We start from the raw sequence: 17,691 nt of genomic DNA on the forward strand, positions 1-17,691 counted from the left end.
GAGAACGGCGCGATGCCGAAGAACAAGACGCACAGCGGTGCCAGCAAGCGCTTCAAGATCACCGGCTCCGGCAAGGTGCTCCGCGAGAGGGCCGGCAAGCGCCACCTTCTCGAGCACAAGTCGTCCAAGAAGACCCGCTCGCTGACCGGCACGGTCGTCGTGGCTCCGGCCGACGCCAAGAAGATCAAGAAGCTTCTCGGCAAGTGAGGCCGTCGTCCCCGGTGACACCTGGGACACGCCCTCGATCCGACCGGGACCAATTCGTTTCCGGGCCGTGTGAGTACGACCACGGCCCCGCTACAAGGAGTTAACAAGTGGCACGCGTCAAGCGGGCAGTCAACGCCCACAAGAAGCGCCGGGCAATTCTCGAGGCCGCCAGCGGTTACCGCGGTCAGCGCTCGCGCCTGTACCGCAAGGCCAAGGAGCAGGTCACCCACTCCCTGGTCTACAACTACAACGACCGCAAGAAGCGCAAGGGCGACTTCCGTCAGCTGTGGATCCAGCGCATCAACGCCGCTGCCCGCCAGAACGGCATGACGTACAACCGCCTCATCCAGGGTCTGAAGGCCGCCAACATCGAGGTGGACCGCAAGATCCTGGCCGAGCTCGCGGTCAACGACGCCAACGCGTTCGCCGCTCTCGTCGAGGTTGCCCAGAAGGCCCTCCCGAGCGACGTCAACGCCCCGAAGGCCGCCTGATCCAGGCCGCACTTCTTGGCTTCTGAGCCGGACCCGCAGGCGCTCGCCGTCTGCGGGTCCGGTGCGTTGCAGCCGGACCTTTTCGTCACGCAGAGAGGCTCGCCGCCGACATGGGCACCCCCGAACTGATCTCCCCGCGATCGCCACGGGTCGCCGCCGCCCGGCGGCTGGCCAGGCGCAACTTCCGCGGCAAGGAGCGCAGGTTCATCGCCGAGGGGCCGCAGGCCGTGCGCGAGGCCGCCGACCACCGCGGCAGCGACGGTGAGCCCACGCTCATCGAGCTGTTCGCCACCGTCGAGGCCGCCGAACGGTACGAGGCCATCGTCGACGCCGCCCACGCGGCCGGTGCCCGGGTGCACCTCGCCGACAGCGAGGTGCTGGCCGATGTGTCGCAGACCGTCACCCCGCAGGGCCTGATCGGCGTCTGCCGCTTCCTCGACACCCCGTTCGACGCGGTGCTCGCCGCGCGGCCGAAGCTGGTCGCCGTCCTGGCCAACGTCCGCGACCCCGGCAACGCCGGCACGGTGCTGCGCTGCGCCGACGCCGCGGGCGCCGACGCGGTCGTCCTCACCGACGCCTCCGTCGACCTGTACAACCCCAAGTCGGTGCGCGCGTCCGTCGGTTCGCTCTTCCATCTGCCGGTCGCCGTCGGCGTACCCGTCGAGCAGGCCGTGCGCGGGCTCCGGGACGCGGGCGTGCGCATCCTCGCCGCCGACGGCGCGGGTGAGGACGACCTCGACGACGAACTCGACGCCGGCACCATGGGCGGACCCACCGCCTGGGTCTTCGGCAACGAGGCCTGGGGCCTGCCCGAGGAGACCCGGGCGCTCGCCGACGCCGTCGTGCGCGTGCCGATCCACGGCAAGGCCGAGAGCCTCAACCTCGCCACCGCCGCCGCCGTCTGCCTGTACGCCTCCGCGCGCGCCCAGCGCTCGCGCCCCGGCGCCGTCTGAACCACCCGTACCACCGCTTCCCGGCCCGGCGCGCCCGCAGGGTGTCGCTCCGTCACCGGCGACTAGTAGGGTGACGAACTCGGGGGCCCACTGCACCGGTTCGAGAGGTGGGGTACGGGAAGATGGCTGTCGGCATGAGCGGGCCGCGGGCACGCGCGGAGGCCGTCGTGCGCGCCGCCGGTGATCCGGACGGCATGGCCGTGCCGGGCATCGGACCGGGCGGCCAGGCGCTGGATCCGGACGACCTGCCCGACGGGCTCGTCGTCGCGGACGAGACCGGCCGGGTCATCTGCTTCAACGCCGCCGCCGCGCGGATCACGGCCGTGCCCAGGGCCGCCGCCCTCGGCCGCCCGCTGGAACACGCGCTGCCGCTGGAGGACCTCAAGGGCCGCCGCTGGTGGGAGCTGACCGACCCCTACGGCGGCCTCGCCACCCGCGTGGGACAGCCCGAACGCAACCTCCTGCTGCCCGGCGGCCGCGAGGTCCTCGTCTCCGCCCGTTACGTCCGCGAGAGCCCGACGGGGCCCGTACGCCGGCTGGTGATCAGCCTGCGCGGCACCGAGGCCCGCCGCCGCACCGAACGCAGCCACGCCGAGCTCATCGCGACCGTCGCCCATGAACTGCGCTCCCCGCTGACGTCCGTGAAGGGCTTCACCGCCACCCTGCTGGCCAAGTGGGAGCGGTTCACGGACGACCAGAAGCGGCTGATGCTGGAGACCGTCGACGCCGACGCCAACCGGGTCACCCGGCTGATCACGGAACTGCTGGACATCTCCCGGATCGACTCGGGACGCCTGGAGCTGCGCCGCCAGCCGGTGGACCTCTCCGCCGCCGTGGAACGCCACATCCAGGCCCTCACCGCGTCCGGCCAGGCACCCGGCCGCTTCCTGGTCCGCACCTGCCAGCCGCTGCCCGCCGTGTGGGCCGACCCGGACAAGGTCGACCAGGTGCTGGGCAACCTGCTGGAAAACGCGGTGCGCCACGGCGAGGGAACCGTCACCATCGAGGTGGCACCCGCACCGGCGAAGAGCGACGAGATGGGAACAGCGGTCACCGTGAGCGACGAAGGTCCCGGCATCCCCGAGGAGTCGCTGGGTCGTGTCTTCACTCGTTTCTGGCGGGGGAGCAAGCGCGGCGGCACGGGCCTGGGCCTCTACATCGTCAAGGGCATCGTCGAGGCGCACGGCGGCACGATCACGGTCGGCCGCGGCCCCGGGGGCGGCGCCGAGTTCCGATTTATTCTGCCCGTGAGCACGCCGGCCTACCTGAAGTAGCGGGCCTGAGCGGACCACGGGCGGCCCACACATCCTGTGGCCCTTAGACTCGACCTTTGGCACCTTTGCGTCCTCCAGTCGTCGAGCGGGGCCGCGCCACCAGCCAATCGGAAGTACGGGAAGAGATGTCGGCACCGAACAAGTCGTACGACCCAGTCGAGGTCGAGGCACTGAAACCGGAAGAGATCGAGCGCATCCGGGACGAGGCGTTCGCCGCCTTCGCCGCCGCGGGCGACCTCGACGCGCTCGCCCAGGCGAAGACCGCGCACACCGGTGGTACCTCGCCCCTGTCACTCGCCAACCGCGAGATCGGCGCGCTGCCGCCCCAGGCGAAGGCCGAGGCCGGCAAGCGCGTGGGCCAGGCCCGCGCCGCCGTGGGCAGGGCCCTCGCGGCCCGCCAGACGGAGCTGGAGGCCGAGCGCGACGCCCGGGTCCTGGTCGAGGAGGCGGTGGACGTCACACTGCCGTACGACCGCACCCCGGCCGGCGCCCGCCACCCGCTGACGACGATCATGGAGCGCGTCGCCGACGTCTTCGTGGCCATGGGCTACGAGGTCGCCGAGGGCCCCGAGGCCGAGGCCGAGTGGTTCAACTTCGACGCCCTGAACTTCGTGCCCGACCACCCGGCCCGGCAGATGCAGGACACCTTCTTCGTCGAGGGCGCCGACGGCGCGAAGAACGACGAGTCCGGTGTCGTGCTGCGCACGCACACCTCGCCGGTCCAGGCCCGCACCCTGCTCGACCGCGAGCCCCCCGTCTACGTGGTCTGCCCCGGCCGCGTCTACCGGACCGACGAGCTGGACGCCACGCACACCCCGGTCTTCCACCAGATCGAGCTGCTCGCCGTCGACGAGGGCCTCACCATGGCCGATCTGAAGGGCACCCTCGACCACATGGTCCAGGCGCTCTTCGGCCCGGACATGAAGACCCGGCTGCGGCCGAACTTCTTCCCGTTCACCGAGCCGTCCGCCGAGATGGACATGGTCTGCTACGTCTGCCGCGGCGAGTCCGTCGGCAACCCCGACCGCCCCTGCCGCACCTGCGGCAGCGAGGGCTGGATCGAGCTCGGCGGCTGCGGCATGGTCAACCCCAAGGTGCTCATCGCCTGCGGCGTCGACCCCCAGAAGTACAGCGGATTCGCCTTCGGGTTCGGCATCGAGCGGATGCTGATGTTCCGCCACAACGTAGAAGACATGCGAGACATGGTCGAAGGCGACGTCCGGTTCACCCGGCCCTTCGGGATGGAGATCTGATGCGCGTCCCGCTTTCCTGGCTGCGGGAGTACGTCGACCTGCCGCCCACCGAGACCGGCCGTGACGTACAGGCCAAGCTCGTCGCCGTCGGCCTGGAGGTCGAGACCGTCGAGCAGATCGGCGCCGGCCTGAAGGGCCCGCTGGTCGTCGGCAAGGTGCTGACCATCGAGGAGCTGGAGGGCTTCAAGAAGCCCATCCGCTTCTGCACGGTCGACGTCGGCACCGCCAACGGCACCGGTGAGCCGCAGGAGATCGTCTGCGGAGCCCGTAACTTCGCCGTCGGCGACAAGGTCGTCGTGGTCCTGCCCGGCGCCGTGCTGCCCGGCGACTTCGCGATCGCCGCGCGCAAGACGTACGGCCGGACCTCGCACGGCATGATCTGCTCCACCGACGAGCTCGGCATGGGCGACGACGGCACCCACGGCATCATCGTGCTGCCGCCGGAGCACGAGGTCGGCACCGACGCGATCGAGCTGCTCCAGCTCGTCGACGAGGTCCTCGACATCGCCGTCACGCCCGACCGCGGCTACTGCCTGTCGATGCGCGGCGTCGCCCGCGAGACCGCCATCGCCTACGGACTGCCGCTGCGCGACCCGGCGCTCCTGGACGTGCCCGCGCCCAACGCGTTCGGCTACCCGGTCCAGGTCTCCGACCCGATCGGCTGCGACCGCTTCACCGCGCGCACCGTCGTCGGTCTGCAGCCCGAGGCCCGCTCCCCGATCTGGATGCAGCGCAGGCTGCAGAAGGCCGGGATGCGGCCCATCTCGCTCGCCGTCGACGTCACCAACTACGTCATGCTCGAACTGGGCCAGCCGCTGCACGCCTACGACCGGTCCCGGATCGACGGGCCGATCGGGGTGCGCCGCGCCGAGCAGGGCGAGAAGCTCACCACGCTCGACGGCACGGTCCGCGTCCTGGACGCCGCCGACCTCGTCATCACCGACAACCGCGGGCCGATCGGCCTGGCGGGCGTCATGGGCGGGGCCAACACGGAGATCGCGGACGCCGCCGAGGACACGCACACCACCGAGGTCGTCATCGAGGCCGCGCACTTCGACGCGATCTCGATCGCCCGCACCGCGCGCCGCCACAAGCTGGCGTCCGAGGCGTCCAAGCGCTTCGAGCGCGGCGTCGACCCGCAGGCCGCGGCAGCCGCGGCCCAGCGCACCGTCGACCTGCTGGTGCTCCTCGCCGGCGGCACCGCGGAGGCGGGCGTCACCGAGGTGAGCGCCCCGTCCGGCCCCCGCACCATCACGATGCCGGCCGACCACCCGGACAGGGTGGCCGGAGTCGCGTACGGCCGCGAGACCGTCGTACGCCGCCTCCAGGAGGTCGGCTGCGACGTGTACGGGCAGGACGAGCTCCTCGTCACCGCCCCGTCCTGGCGGCCCGACCTGAACGAGCCGAACGACCTCGCCGAAGAGGTCATCCGGCTGGAGGGTTACGAGAACCTCCCGTCCACGCTGCCCACCCCGCCCTCCGGCCGCGGGCTCACCGACCGGCAGCGGCTGCACCGCCGTGTCGGCCGGGCCCTCGCGGGCGCGGGCTACGTCGAGGCGCTGAACTACCCGTTCACCGGCGAGGCGGTCCTGGACCAGCTGGGCCTGGCGGCGGACGACGCCCGCCGCCGCACGGTCCGGCTCGTCAACCCGCTCTCCGACGAGGAGCCCTCGCTGCGCACCACGCTGCTGCCGGGCCTCCTCGGCGCACTGCGGCGCAACGACGGCCGCGGCAGCCACGACCTCGCGCTCTTCGAGACCGGCCTGGTCTTCATTCCCCAGGCTCTCGGCTCCGTTCGAGCAGGGGAGACCTCACTCACCGGCCAGGAGACCAAGCCCGTCCGGCTGCCCGTGGACCGGCGCCCCTCCGACGAGGAGATCGCGTCCCTCGACGCGACGCTGCCGCGTCAGCCGCGCCATGCCGCCGTCGTCCTCGCGGGCGCCCGCGAGCAGGCCGGCTGGTGGGGCAAGGGCCGCCCGGCCGACTGGGCGGACTCCGTCGAGGCCGCCCGCACCATCGCCCGTGAGGCCGGTGTCGACCTCACGGTCCGCGCCGACCAGCACGCGCCGTGGCACCCGGGCCGCTGCGCCGCGCTGTATGTGACGGTCGACGGCGAGGAGACCCTGTTCGGGCACGCCGGCGAGCTGCACCCGCGCGTCATCAAGGAGCTCCACCTCCCCGAGCGCACCTGCGCCATGGAGGTCGAGCTCGACGTCCTGGAGCGGGCCGTCGACGGCGCCCTCCAGGCGCCGCGGATCTCCACCTTCCCGGTGGCGACCCAGGACGTCGCGCTCGTCGTCGACGGGGACGTCCCCGCCGCCGACGTGGAGCAGGCGCTCCGGGACGGCGCCGGTGAACTCCTCGAATCGCTGCGGCTGTTCGACGTCTTCACCGGTGAGCAGATCGGCGGGGGCCGCAAGTCCCTCGCGTACGCGCTGCGGTTCCGCGCCGCGGACCGCACGCTGACCGTCGACGAGGCGAGCGCCGCCCGGGACGCCGCGGTGGCGCTGGCCGCCGAGCGCACGGGCGCGGTGCTGCGCGGCGCGTAACAGCGCAACCGCACAGTGAGGAGGGGCGTATCCGGCCACCGGATACGCCCCTCCTGTGTGCTCGCCCAGGGGCGGAGGACCGCACGCGGACCCCGGCCGGGCCCGGGGGAACCCGGTTCCCGGCCGACCCCGCAGCCACCCTCCGATCCGTGGGCAGTGGGTCGTGCGATCCGGCGCCGTCCGCAGTGCCACGGAGTGTCGGGCAGGTTGGCAGAGCGGACGGCGCGGTTGTGGGTCGTCGTGCTGTACGAGGGGGAGCAGACGACCCGGCCGCCTCTTGCGAGGGGACTCATTCAAGCGATCCGGCCACCGGCGCAACAGAGTGCGCAGCGGGACGGTTCGGGCATTCCGTTCACACCCCGTGTGAATCGTGCTCCACTGGGGCGACACGTCCTGGGCGTGCCGACCCACCGGAGGGGGCAATGGGGGCAATGGAGCCGAACACTCTGCTAGAGGCTCTGATCGACGAGGCGGGTGTCTCCCGGGCCGGGCTCGCCGCACACGTCAACCAGGCCGGCCGCACCCGGGGGCTGTGCCTGCGCTACGAACACACCGCCGTCGCCCGCTGGCTGAAGGGCCAGCGGCCGCGCGGCCAGGTGCCCGACCTCCTCTGTGACGTGCTGGGACAGCGCCTGCACCGGGCCGTCTCGCTCGACGACATCGGCATGGCGGCGCACGGCGGCCACATGCCCGCGCAGGGCTCCTCGCTCACCGGATTCGTCGAGCGGGCCACCGCACTGTGGCGCTCCGACGAACAGCAGCGCCCCCATGTCGTCGCCGCCCAGGCCGTCACCGGGACCACCGCGGTGATGCCGGTCTGGGAGTGGGAGAACCCGCCGGAGGACGCCGATGTGTCCCGGACCGGCCCGCACCGCGTCGGTACGGCCGACATAGCGACGCTGCGGGCCGCCCGTGCCCACTACGAACTGATGTACCGCAAGGCGGGCGGAATCGCGACGCGTTCGCGCATCGTCGGCTTCCTCAACGCCGAGACGGCCCCGCTGCTGCGCGGCGGCTACAGCGATGCGATGGGGCGTCAGCTGCACCGGGCCACGGGCGGTCTGGTCGCGGTCGCCGGCATCTGCGCGTACGACTCCGACGCGCACGGGCTCGCCCAGCGCTACTTCCACCAGGCGCTGCGACTGGCCAAGGCGAGCGGCGACCGGGGGCTCGGCGGCTATGTGATCGCCCTGCTGGTCAACCAGTCGCTCTTCCTGGCCGAGTACCGGCAGTCCGTCGCCTTCGCCGAGGCGGCGCTGCGGGCCGCCGGCCGCGACATCACCCCCGCGCTGGCCGCCGACCTCCACGCGATGCAGGCCAAGGCGTACGCCCATCTCGGCGACGGCCCCAGCGCGCTGAAGTCGATCCGGCGGGCCGAGTCCGAGGCCGGCCGGATCCGGCCCGGCCGGGAGCCGGACGAGACGGGGTACGTGCAGCCGGGTCTGGTCGACGTCCAGGTGGCGGAGGCCCTGCTCGGCCTCGGGGACCTGCCGGCGGCCAGGGAACACGCCGCGGCCGCGGTCCGGACCCCCGCGCACGACCGGGGCCGGGTCCACCGGCTGGCGATGCTGACCACGATCGAGCTGCGGCAGGGCGAGGCCGACCGGGCCGCGGTCACCGCTGCCCAGATGGCGGAACACGCCAGGGGGATGGAGTCGCAACGGCTGCGCGACCGGCTGCGGACCGTGCGCGAGGACCTGGTCGCGAGCGGCAGCGCCGATGCGGAACGGGCCGCGGACATCGTCGACGGGGCGCTGCGCGTACCGCTGTGAGCCCGGGTCTGCTGCGATATGGCCACCTACTAGTCAGAAGGTGGCAGAACTGTGCAGTGGACGAACCTGAACGAACAGACTGTGTACGAGAACCGCTGGTTCCGGGTCAACCTGGCGGATGTCGTACTCCCCGACGGCCACCACCTCGACCACTTCGCGATCCGGCTCCGGCCGGTGGCGGCGGCCACGGTCGTCAACGCGGCGAACGAGGTGCTGCTGCTCTGGCGGCACCGGTTCATCACGGACAGCTGGGGCTGGGAGCTCGCCGCGGGTGTGGTCGAGGACGGCGAGGGCCTGGCCGCGGCGGCGGCCCGGGAGATGGAGGAGGAGACCGGCTGGCGCCCCGGACCGCTCCAGCCGCTGCTCACCCTGGAGCCGTCGAACGGGCTCACCGACGCCCGGCACCACTTCTTCTGGGGCGAGGAGGCCCGCTGGACCGGCCACCCCAGCGACGACTTCGAGTCCTCGCGCCGCGAGTGGATACCGCTCAAACTGGTCCCCGACATGGTCGCCCGCGGTGAGGTCCCGGCCGCGGGGATGGCCGCCGGGCTGATGATGCTCCACCACTTACGGCTGGGCTGAGCCCGGCCGTTCACGTGCGAGGGGCCGCCGGGCCCCTCGCACGCGCGGGATCAGACGAAGCAGGCGCTTTTCAGCCACTGCGGCGCAAGGATCGCATGCCGGCCTCGGCCCACGCCTGGCCCCCCGCTGCACGGATCGGACTCCGTTGCTCGCGAGCGTGGCCCTCCAGCATCCGCCCGGCGGCGCTGGAGGGCTCCCTTCCCATTCCCGTTCCGCTACGCCATGGACGCCTTCGAGGCCGTGGAAGCCGAGCGCGCCTTGATGGTCATGGCGGCCAGGGTCATCATGACGGCGCCGAAGAGTGCGGCGCAGGCGTACATGGTGAAGCCGATGTCGGCGTTGCCGGCTTCGAGTAGCGCGCCGCCGATCCACGGTCCGAAGATGGCGCCGAAGCGGCCCATGCCGGAGACCCAGCCGAGGGCGGTGGGCCGGTCCTCATCGTTGGTGTGGGTGCCGACGGTCGCGTAGACCATCGTCTGGCCGGAGAAGAGCAGCAGGCCGGCGAAGAAGACCACCGCGTACAGGAGGCCGACCGACATCTCGACGCCCATGAGGTAGACGAAGACGGCGGTCAGGGTGAACCAGGCGATGACGACCTTGCGCGGACCGATCCGGTCGGCGGTGCGGCCGGCGATGAGCATGCCGCAGATGCCGCCGACGTTCAGGAACGTCGAGAAGAGCAGCGAGTCCCCGGTGTCGTAGCCGAGCTCGATCATGATCTTGGGCAGCCACTGGCCGACGCCGTAGACCAGCAGCAGGCCCGCGAACGACGTCAGCCAGAAGCACAGGGTGGTGGACCACTGGCCGCCGCGGAAGAGGTTCTTCAGAGCGTCCAGCCTGTCGGTGCTGTTCGCCTTCGGCTCGGGCAGCTCGGTGCCGAAGTCGGCGGCGAGCAGCTCGGCGTCGGCTCGGCGGCCGCGGGTGAGCAGGTTGGTGGGCGACTCGGGCAGCAGCTTGAAGGCGAGCGGCAGCAGGATCAGGGCGGGTATCGCGGAGACGATGAACGCCGAGCGCCAACCGTGGTCGTCGACCAGCCAGAGCGCGATCAAGGGGGCAAGGGCGCCGCCGGCTTGGTGCGCCGTCATGATGATGCCGGTGGCCAGCGCCCGGCGGCCGCGCGAGGTGAACTCCATGCCGTACGAGATGGCGATCGGCAGCAGGGCGCCGAGGCCGAATCCGCACACGAAGCGGAGGAGGCCGAACTGGCCCGCGGACTGCGACCATCCGGTGCCCAGGGTGGCCACGGTGAAGATCGTGACGCTGGTGAAGACGGTGATGCGGCGGCCGATCCAGTTCGACGCCATGCCCGACAGGATCGTTCCGAGCAGCATGCCGAAGTTGGAGTAGCTGCCGATCGTGCCCGCGGTGTCGGGGGTGAGTCCGAGACTGTGGCTGCCGAGCATCTTCGGGAGCACGGAGCCGTAGATGAACGTGTCGATGCCATCGATCAGGACGAGCCCCCAGCACAGGGCGATGACGACGTTGCGGCTTCGGCGGGTGGTGGTCCCGGTCACCCGGTCGTGCGGGGAGTTGGCGGAGGAGGACATCTTTGTTTCCTCTCGTGCGGGACGTCAGGGTCGGGCCCTGGTCCCTTGCTGCAAGGGCAGTGGGGGCCTGCGCGGCTGGCGCGGCTGGAGATGGGGCGGACGAAACGTGCTCCCTGAGCTGGTGACGGGGAGCTTCGCACTCGCTGTGGCGTAGACGTTAGAAAGTCGTACCGACTTCGTCAACACTTCTGTTAACAATCTAGGCAACGATTTGGCCCCGAGGGTGTCCGTCACCCTCGGGGCCAAGCAGTCTCGGTCAGAGGGGAGGTGTGCCGTGCGTGTGGAAGGACTGGATCGTCTTCAGCCCCCAGGCCTGCCCCTTCGCGCGCTCCGCCTCCGTCCAGGTGATGAGCGGCCAGTCGGGCGCGAAGACCAGGCGGGAGACCGGGTTGCACAGCTCGATGCGGTTGCCGCCGGGCTCGTAGACGTAGAGGAAGAAGGTCTGCTGGATGGCGTGCTTGTGCGGGCCCGTCTCGATGAAGACGCCGGAGTCGATGGCGAGGTCGGCGGCGCGCAGGATGTCCTCGCGCGTGTCGGTCGCGAAGGCGATGTGGTGCAGGCGGCCCGCGCTCCCGGTCCAGTCCTCGGTGTAGACGACGTCGTACGACTTGTCGGTGAAGGTCAGCCAGCGCGCCGCGACCCGGCCGGTGTCGAGCTTGATCTGCTCGGTGGGCCGGGCTCCGAGAACGTTCTGCTGGAACTCGGCGTTGGCGAGGACGTCGGCGGCCAGGAAGTTGACGTGGTCCAGGCGGCGGACGCCCACGCCCCGGTTCGGCTTGGCCTGCGGCTGGTTCTTCAGGGCTGGTTTCAGGTGGTCGGGGGCGCGGTAGTGCTCGCTCTCCCAGTACAGGGCGTGCTCGTGGCCATCCGGGTCGGTGGTGACGTACAGCTTGCCGAGGCCGGGTTCGTCCTCGGCCCAGGTGCCGCTGCCGCCCGCCCCCTCAATGGCCTTCACCCGGCGCTGCAGGGCCTCCTCGCTGGAGGTGCGCAGGGCGAGCCGGCCGAGGCCGGGCTGTTCGCGGGCGGTGAGGACGAGGCTGTGGTGCTCGTAGTCGTCGAAGGTCCGCAAGTAGACCGTGTCGCCGTCCTGGCCGTTGACGGTGAGTCCGAGGAAGTCGGTGCAGAAGGCGACGCTGGCGTCCAGGTCGGGGGTGAACAGCTGGGCGTGGCCGATGTGGGCGATGTCGCCGAGAGGCGGAGTCATCGGGGACCTCCTGAAGAGGGCGCGGGCGCGAGGGCGGGACGGGGGAAGACGGTGCCGTCGAAGATCTTGCGGGCCGTGCGCACTACGGCGGTGCGACGGGCGCGGGGCGTGCTGCCGGATGCGTGGTCGATGCTGCTCTCGATGTCCGTGAATCCGCTGGGATGCTCGATGCGGAGCCGGTCGTGCTGCTCGGAACGGCCGGTGAGGTCGGCGAGGCCGTGCGCGACGCTTCCTGTGATCCGCAGCCCCGCGGCCACGCTCGCCGCGCCGAGGACGCCGATCGAGGTGTGGCAGCGGACCGGGATGAAGGTGCGGGTGGTGACCGCGCCGCCGTGCCGGGGCGGTGCGAGGAGGGTGAGCTTGGGCACGGTGGTGGCCGATACGTCGCCGAGTTTCATCAACTGCCCCGCCGAGAGGCGGATTTCCTGGAGCCGAGCGGACAGTTCCTGGTTCGCCTCCAGGTCTTCCGGTTCCTCGTAACCGGTGACCTTCAGGGCCTCGGCGCAGATGAGGACCGTCGGCATCCCGTTGTCGACGCAGGTGACCTCGATACCCGCGACCGTGTCACGCGGGTTCCCCGTGGGTAGCAGCTCGTTCTTGCCCGGGGGAAACTCGATGACCACGCCGGCCGCTGTGTCGGGCACGCCGGAGATCTTCGTGTCGCCCGTGTAGTCGACGCGTCCGCCCGGCGTCGGGAAGGTGGCCGTGGCCAGGTCGCCGGAGTTCACCATGCGGATGCGTACGGAGGTCTCGCCGTCGTCGGCGGGCACCAGGCCGCGCTCGACAGCGAACGGGCCGACCCCGGCGAGCAGGTTGCCGCAGTTCTGGCGGTCCGATACGTCGGGCTCATCGACGGCGACTTGCAGGAAGAGGTAGTCGACGTCGGCCTCGGGGTCGGTGGACGGGCAGACCACGGCGACCTTGCTCGTCAGCGGGTGCGCCCCGCCGAGCCCGTCGATCTGGCGCGGGTCCGGGCTGCCCATGACGCGTACCAGCAGGTCGTCGCGGACGGAGGGGTCGGCGGGCAGGTCCGCGGCGAGGAAGTAGGCGCCCTTGGAGGTGCCGCCGCGCATCAGCATGCAGCGCACTTCCGCGAACCCGGTCATGATGCGCCCTCCGGGTGCCCCGCGTGCTCCTCGTGGGTGCGGTACTCGACTCCGAGCCGCTGCAGCGTCATTCTCAGCCCGTAGCGGTCCAGGCCGAGTTGGCCCTCCTGGAAGGCGGAGCGGGCACTCGCCTCCTTCCGCTCGCGGGCTGCGGACGCCTCGGCCGTCCGCCGGGCAAGCTGACGCGGAACGACCACCACTCCGTCGTCGTCGGCGACGATCACGTCACCGGGGCGGATCGCCTGCCCGCCGATCACGACGGGCACGTTGACACTGCCGCCGGTCGCCTTGACCGTGCCCTGCGGGCTGACGGCGGCGGACCAGGCGGGAAACCCCATCGCGCGCAGTTCGGCGGTGTCCCGGATGCCGGTGTTCATGACGACTCCACGCACGCCGCGCCGTACGAGTGCCGTGGCGAACAGCTCCCCGAACAGGCCGTCCGTGCAGGGAGAGGTGGTGGTGACGAGGAGGATGTCGCCCTCGCCGCACTGCTCGACCGCCGCGTGGATCATCAGGTTGTCGCCGGGCCAGCACAGCACGGTGACAGCGGTGCCGGCCACGCGTACGTCCTGCTGGATCGGGCGCAGATGCGTGCCGAGGAAGCCGGTGCGGCCCATTGCCTCGCCGACGGTGGCGGTGCCGTAGCCGGCGAGCGCCTCGACGTCCTGCGCCTGCGCCTTGGGCGGGTCGGTGACGATGACGCCGGGCATCAGGCGAGCTCCTTGGCGATCTGCGGGTACGGACGCATGTACGCCTCGGCCATGGTCCTGTGGGCGAGGCCGAGATTGGGCCCCGCGTTCCGCCTGAGCTGGACGCCGCGGCGGACGGCGAGATCGGTGTAGTACTCCCACAGGTGCTGCTGGGCGCCCAGGCACTCCATCGCGCGGCGCTTGGTGTCCCACACCTCGGTGATGTCGAGCAGGACCTCGGGCTTGAAGCCGCTCATCTCCGGCTGGTGCGGTTCGAAGTAGAAGACGGGTGGGGCGCCGATGATCTCGCCCTCGCCCGGGTAGCCGATGGCCTGCGCGAGGACGCGGGCTTCCAGGGCCATGCGGTTGGCGGCGGGGTGGTCGCCGTTGTACGGGTCCTCGACCGGGTGCGTCAGCACGACGTCGGGCTGGGTCTCGCGGTAGACGGTCACCAACTGGTCGGTCAGCTCGGCGGTGGCTACCAGCGGGTAGTCACCGGCGTCGAAGAAACGGACCTCCGCGCCGAGTTCGGCGGCGGCGCGCTCGGCCTCGTCGCGGCGTATCGCCTTGATCTCGTCGAGCTTCTTGCCCTCGCGCCATGCCTTCGCGGACTCGCCGCGCTCGCCGAACGTGAGGCAGGCGATCGTGACCTTCTCGTCCCGGGCGGCGGCGAGGGCGATGGCTCCGCCGGCCCGCCACACGAAGTCGCCGGCGTGCGCGGTGACGACGAGGGTCGATCGTGGCGGGGTGGCGGCGGGTGCGCCGTTGCCGTGGGTCATGCTGCATCTCCTTGGTGACAGGTGTGCCCCGCCCCAGGAGCGCGTTCAGTCGGCGCGCAGGGCGTCGATCACGCTGCTGAGGTGGGCGCGAACGGCCTCTTCGGCCGCTTGCGGGTCCCTGGCCCTGATCGCTTCGATCATGGCCAGGTGCTCACTCAGGGACTGCTGGGGGCGGCCTCGGCGCAGCGCCAGCTGGAAGCGGTGGCGTACCAGTTGGGCGTTGAGGCGTTCCAGGAGACCGACGGCCGTGTGCTGGCCGGAGATGTCCCGGATCCGGGCGTGCAGGTCGTGGTTGAGCTCGGAGTAGGAGAGCGGATCGCCGTCGGCGACCGCTTTCGACAAAGCCCTGCCGAGGTCGGCCAGCTCGTCGAGCTGTGCGTCGGTCGCGGCCTCGGCGGCCTTGACGGCACACAGCCCTTCGAGAGCCATCCGGCATTCCGTGATCTCCACGGCCTCCTCGACCGTGACCACCCGCACGCGCGATCCACGGTTGCGGATTCGCTCGACCAGTCCCTCGGAAGCGAGGTCGAGCAGTGCCGCCCGGATACTCGCGCGGGTGACGTCGTACTGCTCGGCGAGCTCGTTCTCCACCAGGCGCTGCGCCGGTGCCATGTCGCCCTGCAGGATCGCCCGCCGCAACCGCTCCAACGCGTACTGCTTGGCCTGCTCTCCGGAGCCTGTACGGGCTTCCTCCGGCATGTGCCCTCCCTGAGTGAGTGCCTGTCGACGCTAACTCTAGGCGAACATTATTGTCAACGATTTTGTTCTCACTTGAGTCCGTCACTCGGGGCAGCTGCCGTCCCGGCCATCGGTTGCGGCCTGCCGCGCCGGTGCGTCCTCGCACAGAGGGAGGGCGCTGCGCGATGTGCGGATCCTGGCGGCGCGGCGAGGCCCAGGAGCCGCAATGCCCTTGCGCGGGCGTCGGCGGGGCGCGGCGGGTGGGTGCGGCGCCACAGCCTGTTCGCTCTCACGCACACGGGCCCGGCGGTGGTCCCGCCGGGCCCTGCGTTGCACGATCGGCCCGACCCTGTCGGCTGGCGGAGGTCCCAGTCGGGCCTGGTCACCGGAGGCACGGACGGGTCAGTCGCGAGCCGCTCACGCCGGACGAACTGGCTGCCGGCTACTGGGCTGGTGGAGACATGCTGCGACCGGCACCGAGCCCGGAGGCCGGACAGCCGCGGTGCCGGCCATCGACTTTCGGGCGCCTGGACGGTCTGCCCGTGGCGGCCGAAGAGGGGCTATCCGTGGCGGCCGGGGGCGAGCGGATCTCCGGCTGAGCGGACAACCTTGGCTATCCAGGCCATGGCCTCGGGCACGTCGTAGTTGCCGGCGTGCGGCTGGTTCCAGGCGAGCTGGTAGTCGAGGCTGTGGACCTGCTTGTCCGCGGCGAGTGCCCGGTCGAGGTTGACCGAGACGGTGAACGCGGTGTCCCGGTCCCGGGTGCCGTGGCGGACGTACCAGTTGGGGGCGGTGTCCGCGGTGGTGCCGATGAAGTCCATCGGGTTGATCAGGTGGACCTGCTCATCGACCGTGGTGGTCTTCTTCGCCGTGTACCGGTCCCAGGTCAGGCCGGTGTCGTCGAGGCCGCTGCCGTCGCCGGCGACGTCGTTGTGGTTCCAGCTGTACTCGGTGTAGTTCATGTACTTCTGGGTCGGAGGGCCGAACAGGTCGGTCTCGGTACCGCTGGTGGTGTTTCCGTTGACGCCCACGGCGTCGAAGGCGGGGCTCGTCTTCAGGGTGGTCTGGGTGGCGACGAAGACGAGGTACTTGGTCATGTCGACGGAGCGCACCTTGCGGGTGGTGGCGTCGATGTCGATCCAGTCGTTCACGTAGGACTTGGGGGTGGGCGGCGCCCCGGGGCCACCGGAGGTGATCTCGAAGGTGCCGCCCAGCGGCGGGATGGCGTGGGCGGGGTCGGCCTTCAGATAGGTCTCCGCGGAGCGGATGACCTCGTTCTTGATGGCGTTGAGCATGGTGGAGGCGGTGAGCGGTGTGCCGTCGGGATTGCGCAGTCCCAGGCTTCTTTCGTAGGCCGCGAACTGTGCCGCGATCGCGGAGGCGTCCTCGGGCGAGGGGTTCGAGCCGGTGCGATTGCGGGTGTCGAGGATGCCGTACAGCCATTCGTACGCCTTGTCGGCGTTGCCGAGGTCGGTGATCGGGCAGTACGCGTTGACGGCGAAGACGTCGTCGCGCACGGTGCTGCGTCCCTTGGCGTCGATGCCGGCCGCGCCGATCTCGGCCAGATAGTGGTTGTACTCCGCACTGTTGCCGGAGGCGCCCAGGATCGAAACCAGGGCGCCGCCGCCGCTGGTGCCGTTGATGACGATCCGCTCCGCGCTGCCGGGCATAGCGGCGTCGTTGAGGCGCAGGTAACGCACGGCGGCCTTGGCGTCGACCACCGCGGCGGGAGCTTTGCCGGGGGCCGCGCCGTCGGCGCCGACCAGGCCGCGGCTGCGGTTGGCGACATCGACGAAGACGTACCCCGCCTTCAACGCCGCGCCGACATTGCTGGTCGCACTGTTGTAGGAGGTGCCGGCGGTGACACTCGCCTTGATGTAACTGGCCCTCCAGCCGCTGTTGTTCACCGCGAAGTAGACCGGTGTGTGCTGGTCGCCGAACGCACTCTCCGGGACGAACACGTTCATGCTCTGGTAGCCGCAGGCGGTGTTGGGGATCGTGGTGCCGCCGCCCGGGCCGCCGGGCTGCTGGGCCGCCGCGGCGACCGGCTTGGCGACGTAGCAGATCTCCTTGTACCAGCGCACGTTCATCGGGCGGCCGTCGACGGTGACGGCGATCGTCGTGTACGCGGCGGAGTCGAAGTCCAGTGCCGAGTCCTGGGGATCGGTGGCCTTGGCGCGGTGCCCCGAGGGGGACGCGCCCGAGGCAGCCACAGCGGCGGAAGTCGGGACCGCGACCGTGGCAAGCACGAGAGAACTCGCGAGAGCCACGCCTCTGATGAGGCGGTTGCGGTAGCCAGGGCGTCGTGCCCTCGTCACCGGGTGAATGAGTGCATCGCGTTCGTCTGGCACGGAAAGCCTCTCCATGAGTCTCCCTCGTCGAGCACCGAGTGCTTCGCTCAAGGCCTCGGTTACCGAGGCTGGACGCACGCTACAAGAATGTTAACAATATGCACAACGATTTCGCCGACATTTTGGCCTCCGGGCTCGGGAGGTCGGCTTCGACTTCGTCGTCGGCACACTGGTGGGCGCGGCGCAGGTTCCGCTTCCTTCCTGCGTGGACGGCGCCCCTGGGCGGGGCATCTGCGCCCAGGACGTCGGTGGAGAC

General features: G+C 71.0%; 15 protein-coding genes. 8 read left to right on the forward strand and 7 right to left on the reverse strand.

The features are described 5' to 3' along the window. The first annotated feature begins 12 nt into the window (after window positions 1-12). From rpmI to OG521_32180, 8 genes are all read left to right on the forward strand, one after another. Window positions 13-207: a 50S ribosomal protein L35 gene (gene rpmI / locus OG521_32145; protein ID WUW25160.1), complete on the forward strand. Its 195-nt coding sequence runs from the start codon at window positions 13-15 to the stop codon at window positions 205-207. A 107-nt stretch (window positions 208-314) separates the two neighbouring features. After that, window positions 315-698, forward strand: coding sequence for a 50S ribosomal protein L20 (gene rplT, locus OG521_32150; GenBank protein WUW25161.1), 384 nt, complete (start codon window positions 315-317; stop codon window positions 696-698). A 110-nt stretch (window positions 699-808) separates the two neighbouring features. Next, window positions 809-1,651 carry an RNA methyltransferase gene (locus OG521_32155; GenBank protein WUW25162.1) on the forward strand — a complete coding sequence of 281 codons (843 nt, stop codon included), beginning with the start codon at window positions 809-811 and terminating at the stop codon, window positions 1,649-1,651. Window positions 1,652-1,773: 122 nt separating this feature from the next. Continuing rightward, a complete protein-coding gene (locus tag OG521_32160; protein ID WUW25163.1) occupies window positions 1,774-2,925 on the forward strand; it encodes a PAS domain-containing sensor histidine kinase in 1,152 nt (383 codons plus the stop codon). Window positions 2,926-3,050: 125 nt separating this feature from the next. Beyond that, window positions 3,051-4,178: a phenylalanine--tRNA ligase subunit alpha gene (gene pheS, locus OG521_32165; protein WUW25164.1), complete on the forward strand. Its 1,128-nt coding sequence runs from the start codon at window positions 3,051-3,053 to the stop codon at window positions 4,176-4,178. Beyond that, window positions 4,178-6,727 (forward strand): phenylalanine--tRNA ligase subunit beta, encoded by a 2,550-nt coding sequence (gene pheT / locus OG521_32170; protein WUW25165.1) that lies wholly within the window; start codon window positions 4,178-4,180, stop codon window positions 6,725-6,727. Before pheS ends, pheT begins: the two co-directional genes overlap by 1 nt. Before the next feature lie 431 nt (window positions 6,728-7,158). Next, window positions 7,159-8,499, forward strand: coding sequence for a transcriptional regulator (locus OG521_32175; protein ID WUW25166.1), 1,341 nt, complete (start codon window positions 7,159-7,161; stop codon window positions 8,497-8,499). 51 nt (window positions 8,500-8,550) lie between these two features. Then, on the forward strand, window positions 8,551-9,081 hold the full coding sequence (locus OG521_32180; GenBank protein WUW25167.1) for an NUDIX domain-containing protein: 531 nt from the start codon (window positions 8,551-8,553) through the stop codon (window positions 9,079-9,081). A gap of 215 nt (window positions 9,082-9,296) precedes the next feature. Here the strand turns inward: OG521_32180 and OG521_32185 are convergent, their stop codons facing one another. The 7 genes from OG521_32185 to OG521_32215 all read right to left on the reverse strand — a co-directional run bounded on the left by OG521_32185 (window position 9,297) and on the right by OG521_32215 (window position 17,297). Then, on the reverse strand, window positions 9,297-10,628 hold the full coding sequence (locus OG521_32185; protein WUW25168.1) for an aromatic acid/H+ symport family MFS transporter: 1,332 nt from the start codon (window positions 10,626-10,628) through the stop codon (window positions 9,297-9,299). 256 nt (window positions 10,629-10,884) lie between these two features. After that, window positions 10,885-11,832, reverse strand: a complete 948-nt coding sequence (locus OG521_32190; GenBank protein ID WUW25169.1) for a VOC family protein — start codon at window positions 11,830-11,832, stop codon at window positions 10,885-10,887. Beyond that, entirely contained in the window at window positions 11,829-12,938 is a 1,110-nt protein-coding gene (locus OG521_32195) for a 4-oxalomesaconate tautomerase (GenBank protein ID WUW25170.1), read from the reverse strand. The genes OG521_32190 and OG521_32195 overlap by 4 nt, the downstream gene beginning before the upstream one ends. Then, window positions 12,935-13,648, reverse strand: a complete 714-nt coding sequence (locus OG521_32200) for a 4-carboxy-4-hydroxy-2-oxoadipate aldolase/oxaloacetate decarboxylase (GenBank protein ID WUW25171.1) — start codon at window positions 13,646-13,648, stop codon at window positions 12,935-12,937. The genes OG521_32195 and OG521_32200 overlap by 4 nt, the downstream gene beginning before the upstream one ends. After that, window positions 13,648-14,406 (reverse strand): PIG-L family deacetylase, encoded by a 759-nt coding sequence (locus OG521_32205; protein ID WUW25172.1) that lies wholly within the window; start codon window positions 14,404-14,406, stop codon window positions 13,648-13,650. The genes OG521_32200 and OG521_32205 overlap by 1 nt, the downstream gene beginning before the upstream one ends. A 45-nt stretch (window positions 14,407-14,451) precedes the next feature. After that, window positions 14,452-15,105 (reverse strand): GntR family transcriptional regulator, encoded by a 654-nt coding sequence (locus OG521_32210; GenBank protein WUW25173.1) that lies wholly within the window; start codon window positions 15,103-15,105, stop codon window positions 14,452-14,454. Window positions 15,106-15,644: 539 nt separating this feature from the next. After that, the gene (locus OG521_32215; protein WUW25174.1) at window positions 15,645-17,297 is read right to left on the reverse strand and encodes a hypothetical protein; all 1,653 of its coding nucleotides are present in this window, start codon (window positions 17,295-17,297) and stop codon (window positions 15,645-15,647) included. Window positions 17,298-17,691: the final 394 nt, after the last annotated feature.

This window comes from Streptomyces sp. NBC_01463 (assembly GCA_036227345.1).
Taxonomy (GTDB): Bacteria; Actinomycetota; Actinomycetes; order Streptomycetales; family Streptomycetaceae; genus Streptomyces.

What these genes read in the sequence shown, in the direction of transcription:
- rpmI (WUW25160.1), top strand. Translation starts at nt 13, where the DNA reads ATGCCGAAGAACAAGACGCACAGCGGTGCCAGCAAGCGCTTCAAGATC.
- OG521_32155 (WUW25162.1), top strand. Translation starts at nt 809, where the DNA reads ATGGGCACCCCCGAACTGATCTCCCCGCGATCGCCACGGGTCGCCGCC.
- OG521_32160 (WUW25163.1), top strand. Translation starts at nt 1,774, where the DNA reads ATGGCTGTCGGCATGAGCGGGCCGCGGGCACGCGCGGAGGCCGTCGTG.
- pheS (WUW25164.1), top strand. Translation starts at nt 3,051, where the DNA reads ATGTCGGCACCGAACAAGTCGTACGACCCAGTCGAGGTCGAGGCACTG.
- pheT (WUW25165.1), top strand. Translation starts at nt 4,178, where the DNA reads ATGCGCGTCCCGCTTTCCTGGCTGCGGGAGTACGTCGACCTGCCGCCC.
- OG521_32175 (WUW25166.1), top strand. Translation starts at nt 7,159, where the DNA reads ATGGAGCCGAACACTCTGCTAGAGGCTCTGATCGACGAGGCGGGTGTC.
- OG521_32185 (WUW25168.1), bottom strand. Translation starts at nt 10,628, where the DNA reads ATGTCCTCCTCCGCCAACTCCCCGCACGACCGGGTGACCGGGACCACC.
- OG521_32190 (WUW25169.1), bottom strand. Translation starts at nt 11,832, where the DNA reads ATGACTCCGCCTCTCGGCGACATCGCCCACATCGGCCACGCCCAGCTG.
- OG521_32195 (WUW25170.1), bottom strand. Translation starts at nt 12,938, where the DNA reads ATGACCGGGTTCGCGGAAGTGCGCTGCATGCTGATGCGCGGCGGCACC.
- OG521_32200 (WUW25171.1), bottom strand. Translation starts at nt 13,648, where the DNA reads ATGCCCGGCGTCATCGTCACCGACCCGCCCAAGGCGCAGGCGCAGGAC.
- OG521_32205 (WUW25172.1), bottom strand. Translation starts at nt 14,406, where the DNA reads ATGACCCACGGCAACGGCGCACCCGCCGCCACCCCGCCACGATCGACC.
- OG521_32210 (WUW25173.1), bottom strand. Translation starts at nt 15,105, where the DNA reads ATGCCGGAGGAAGCCCGTACAGGCTCCGGAGAGCAGGCCAAGCAGTAC.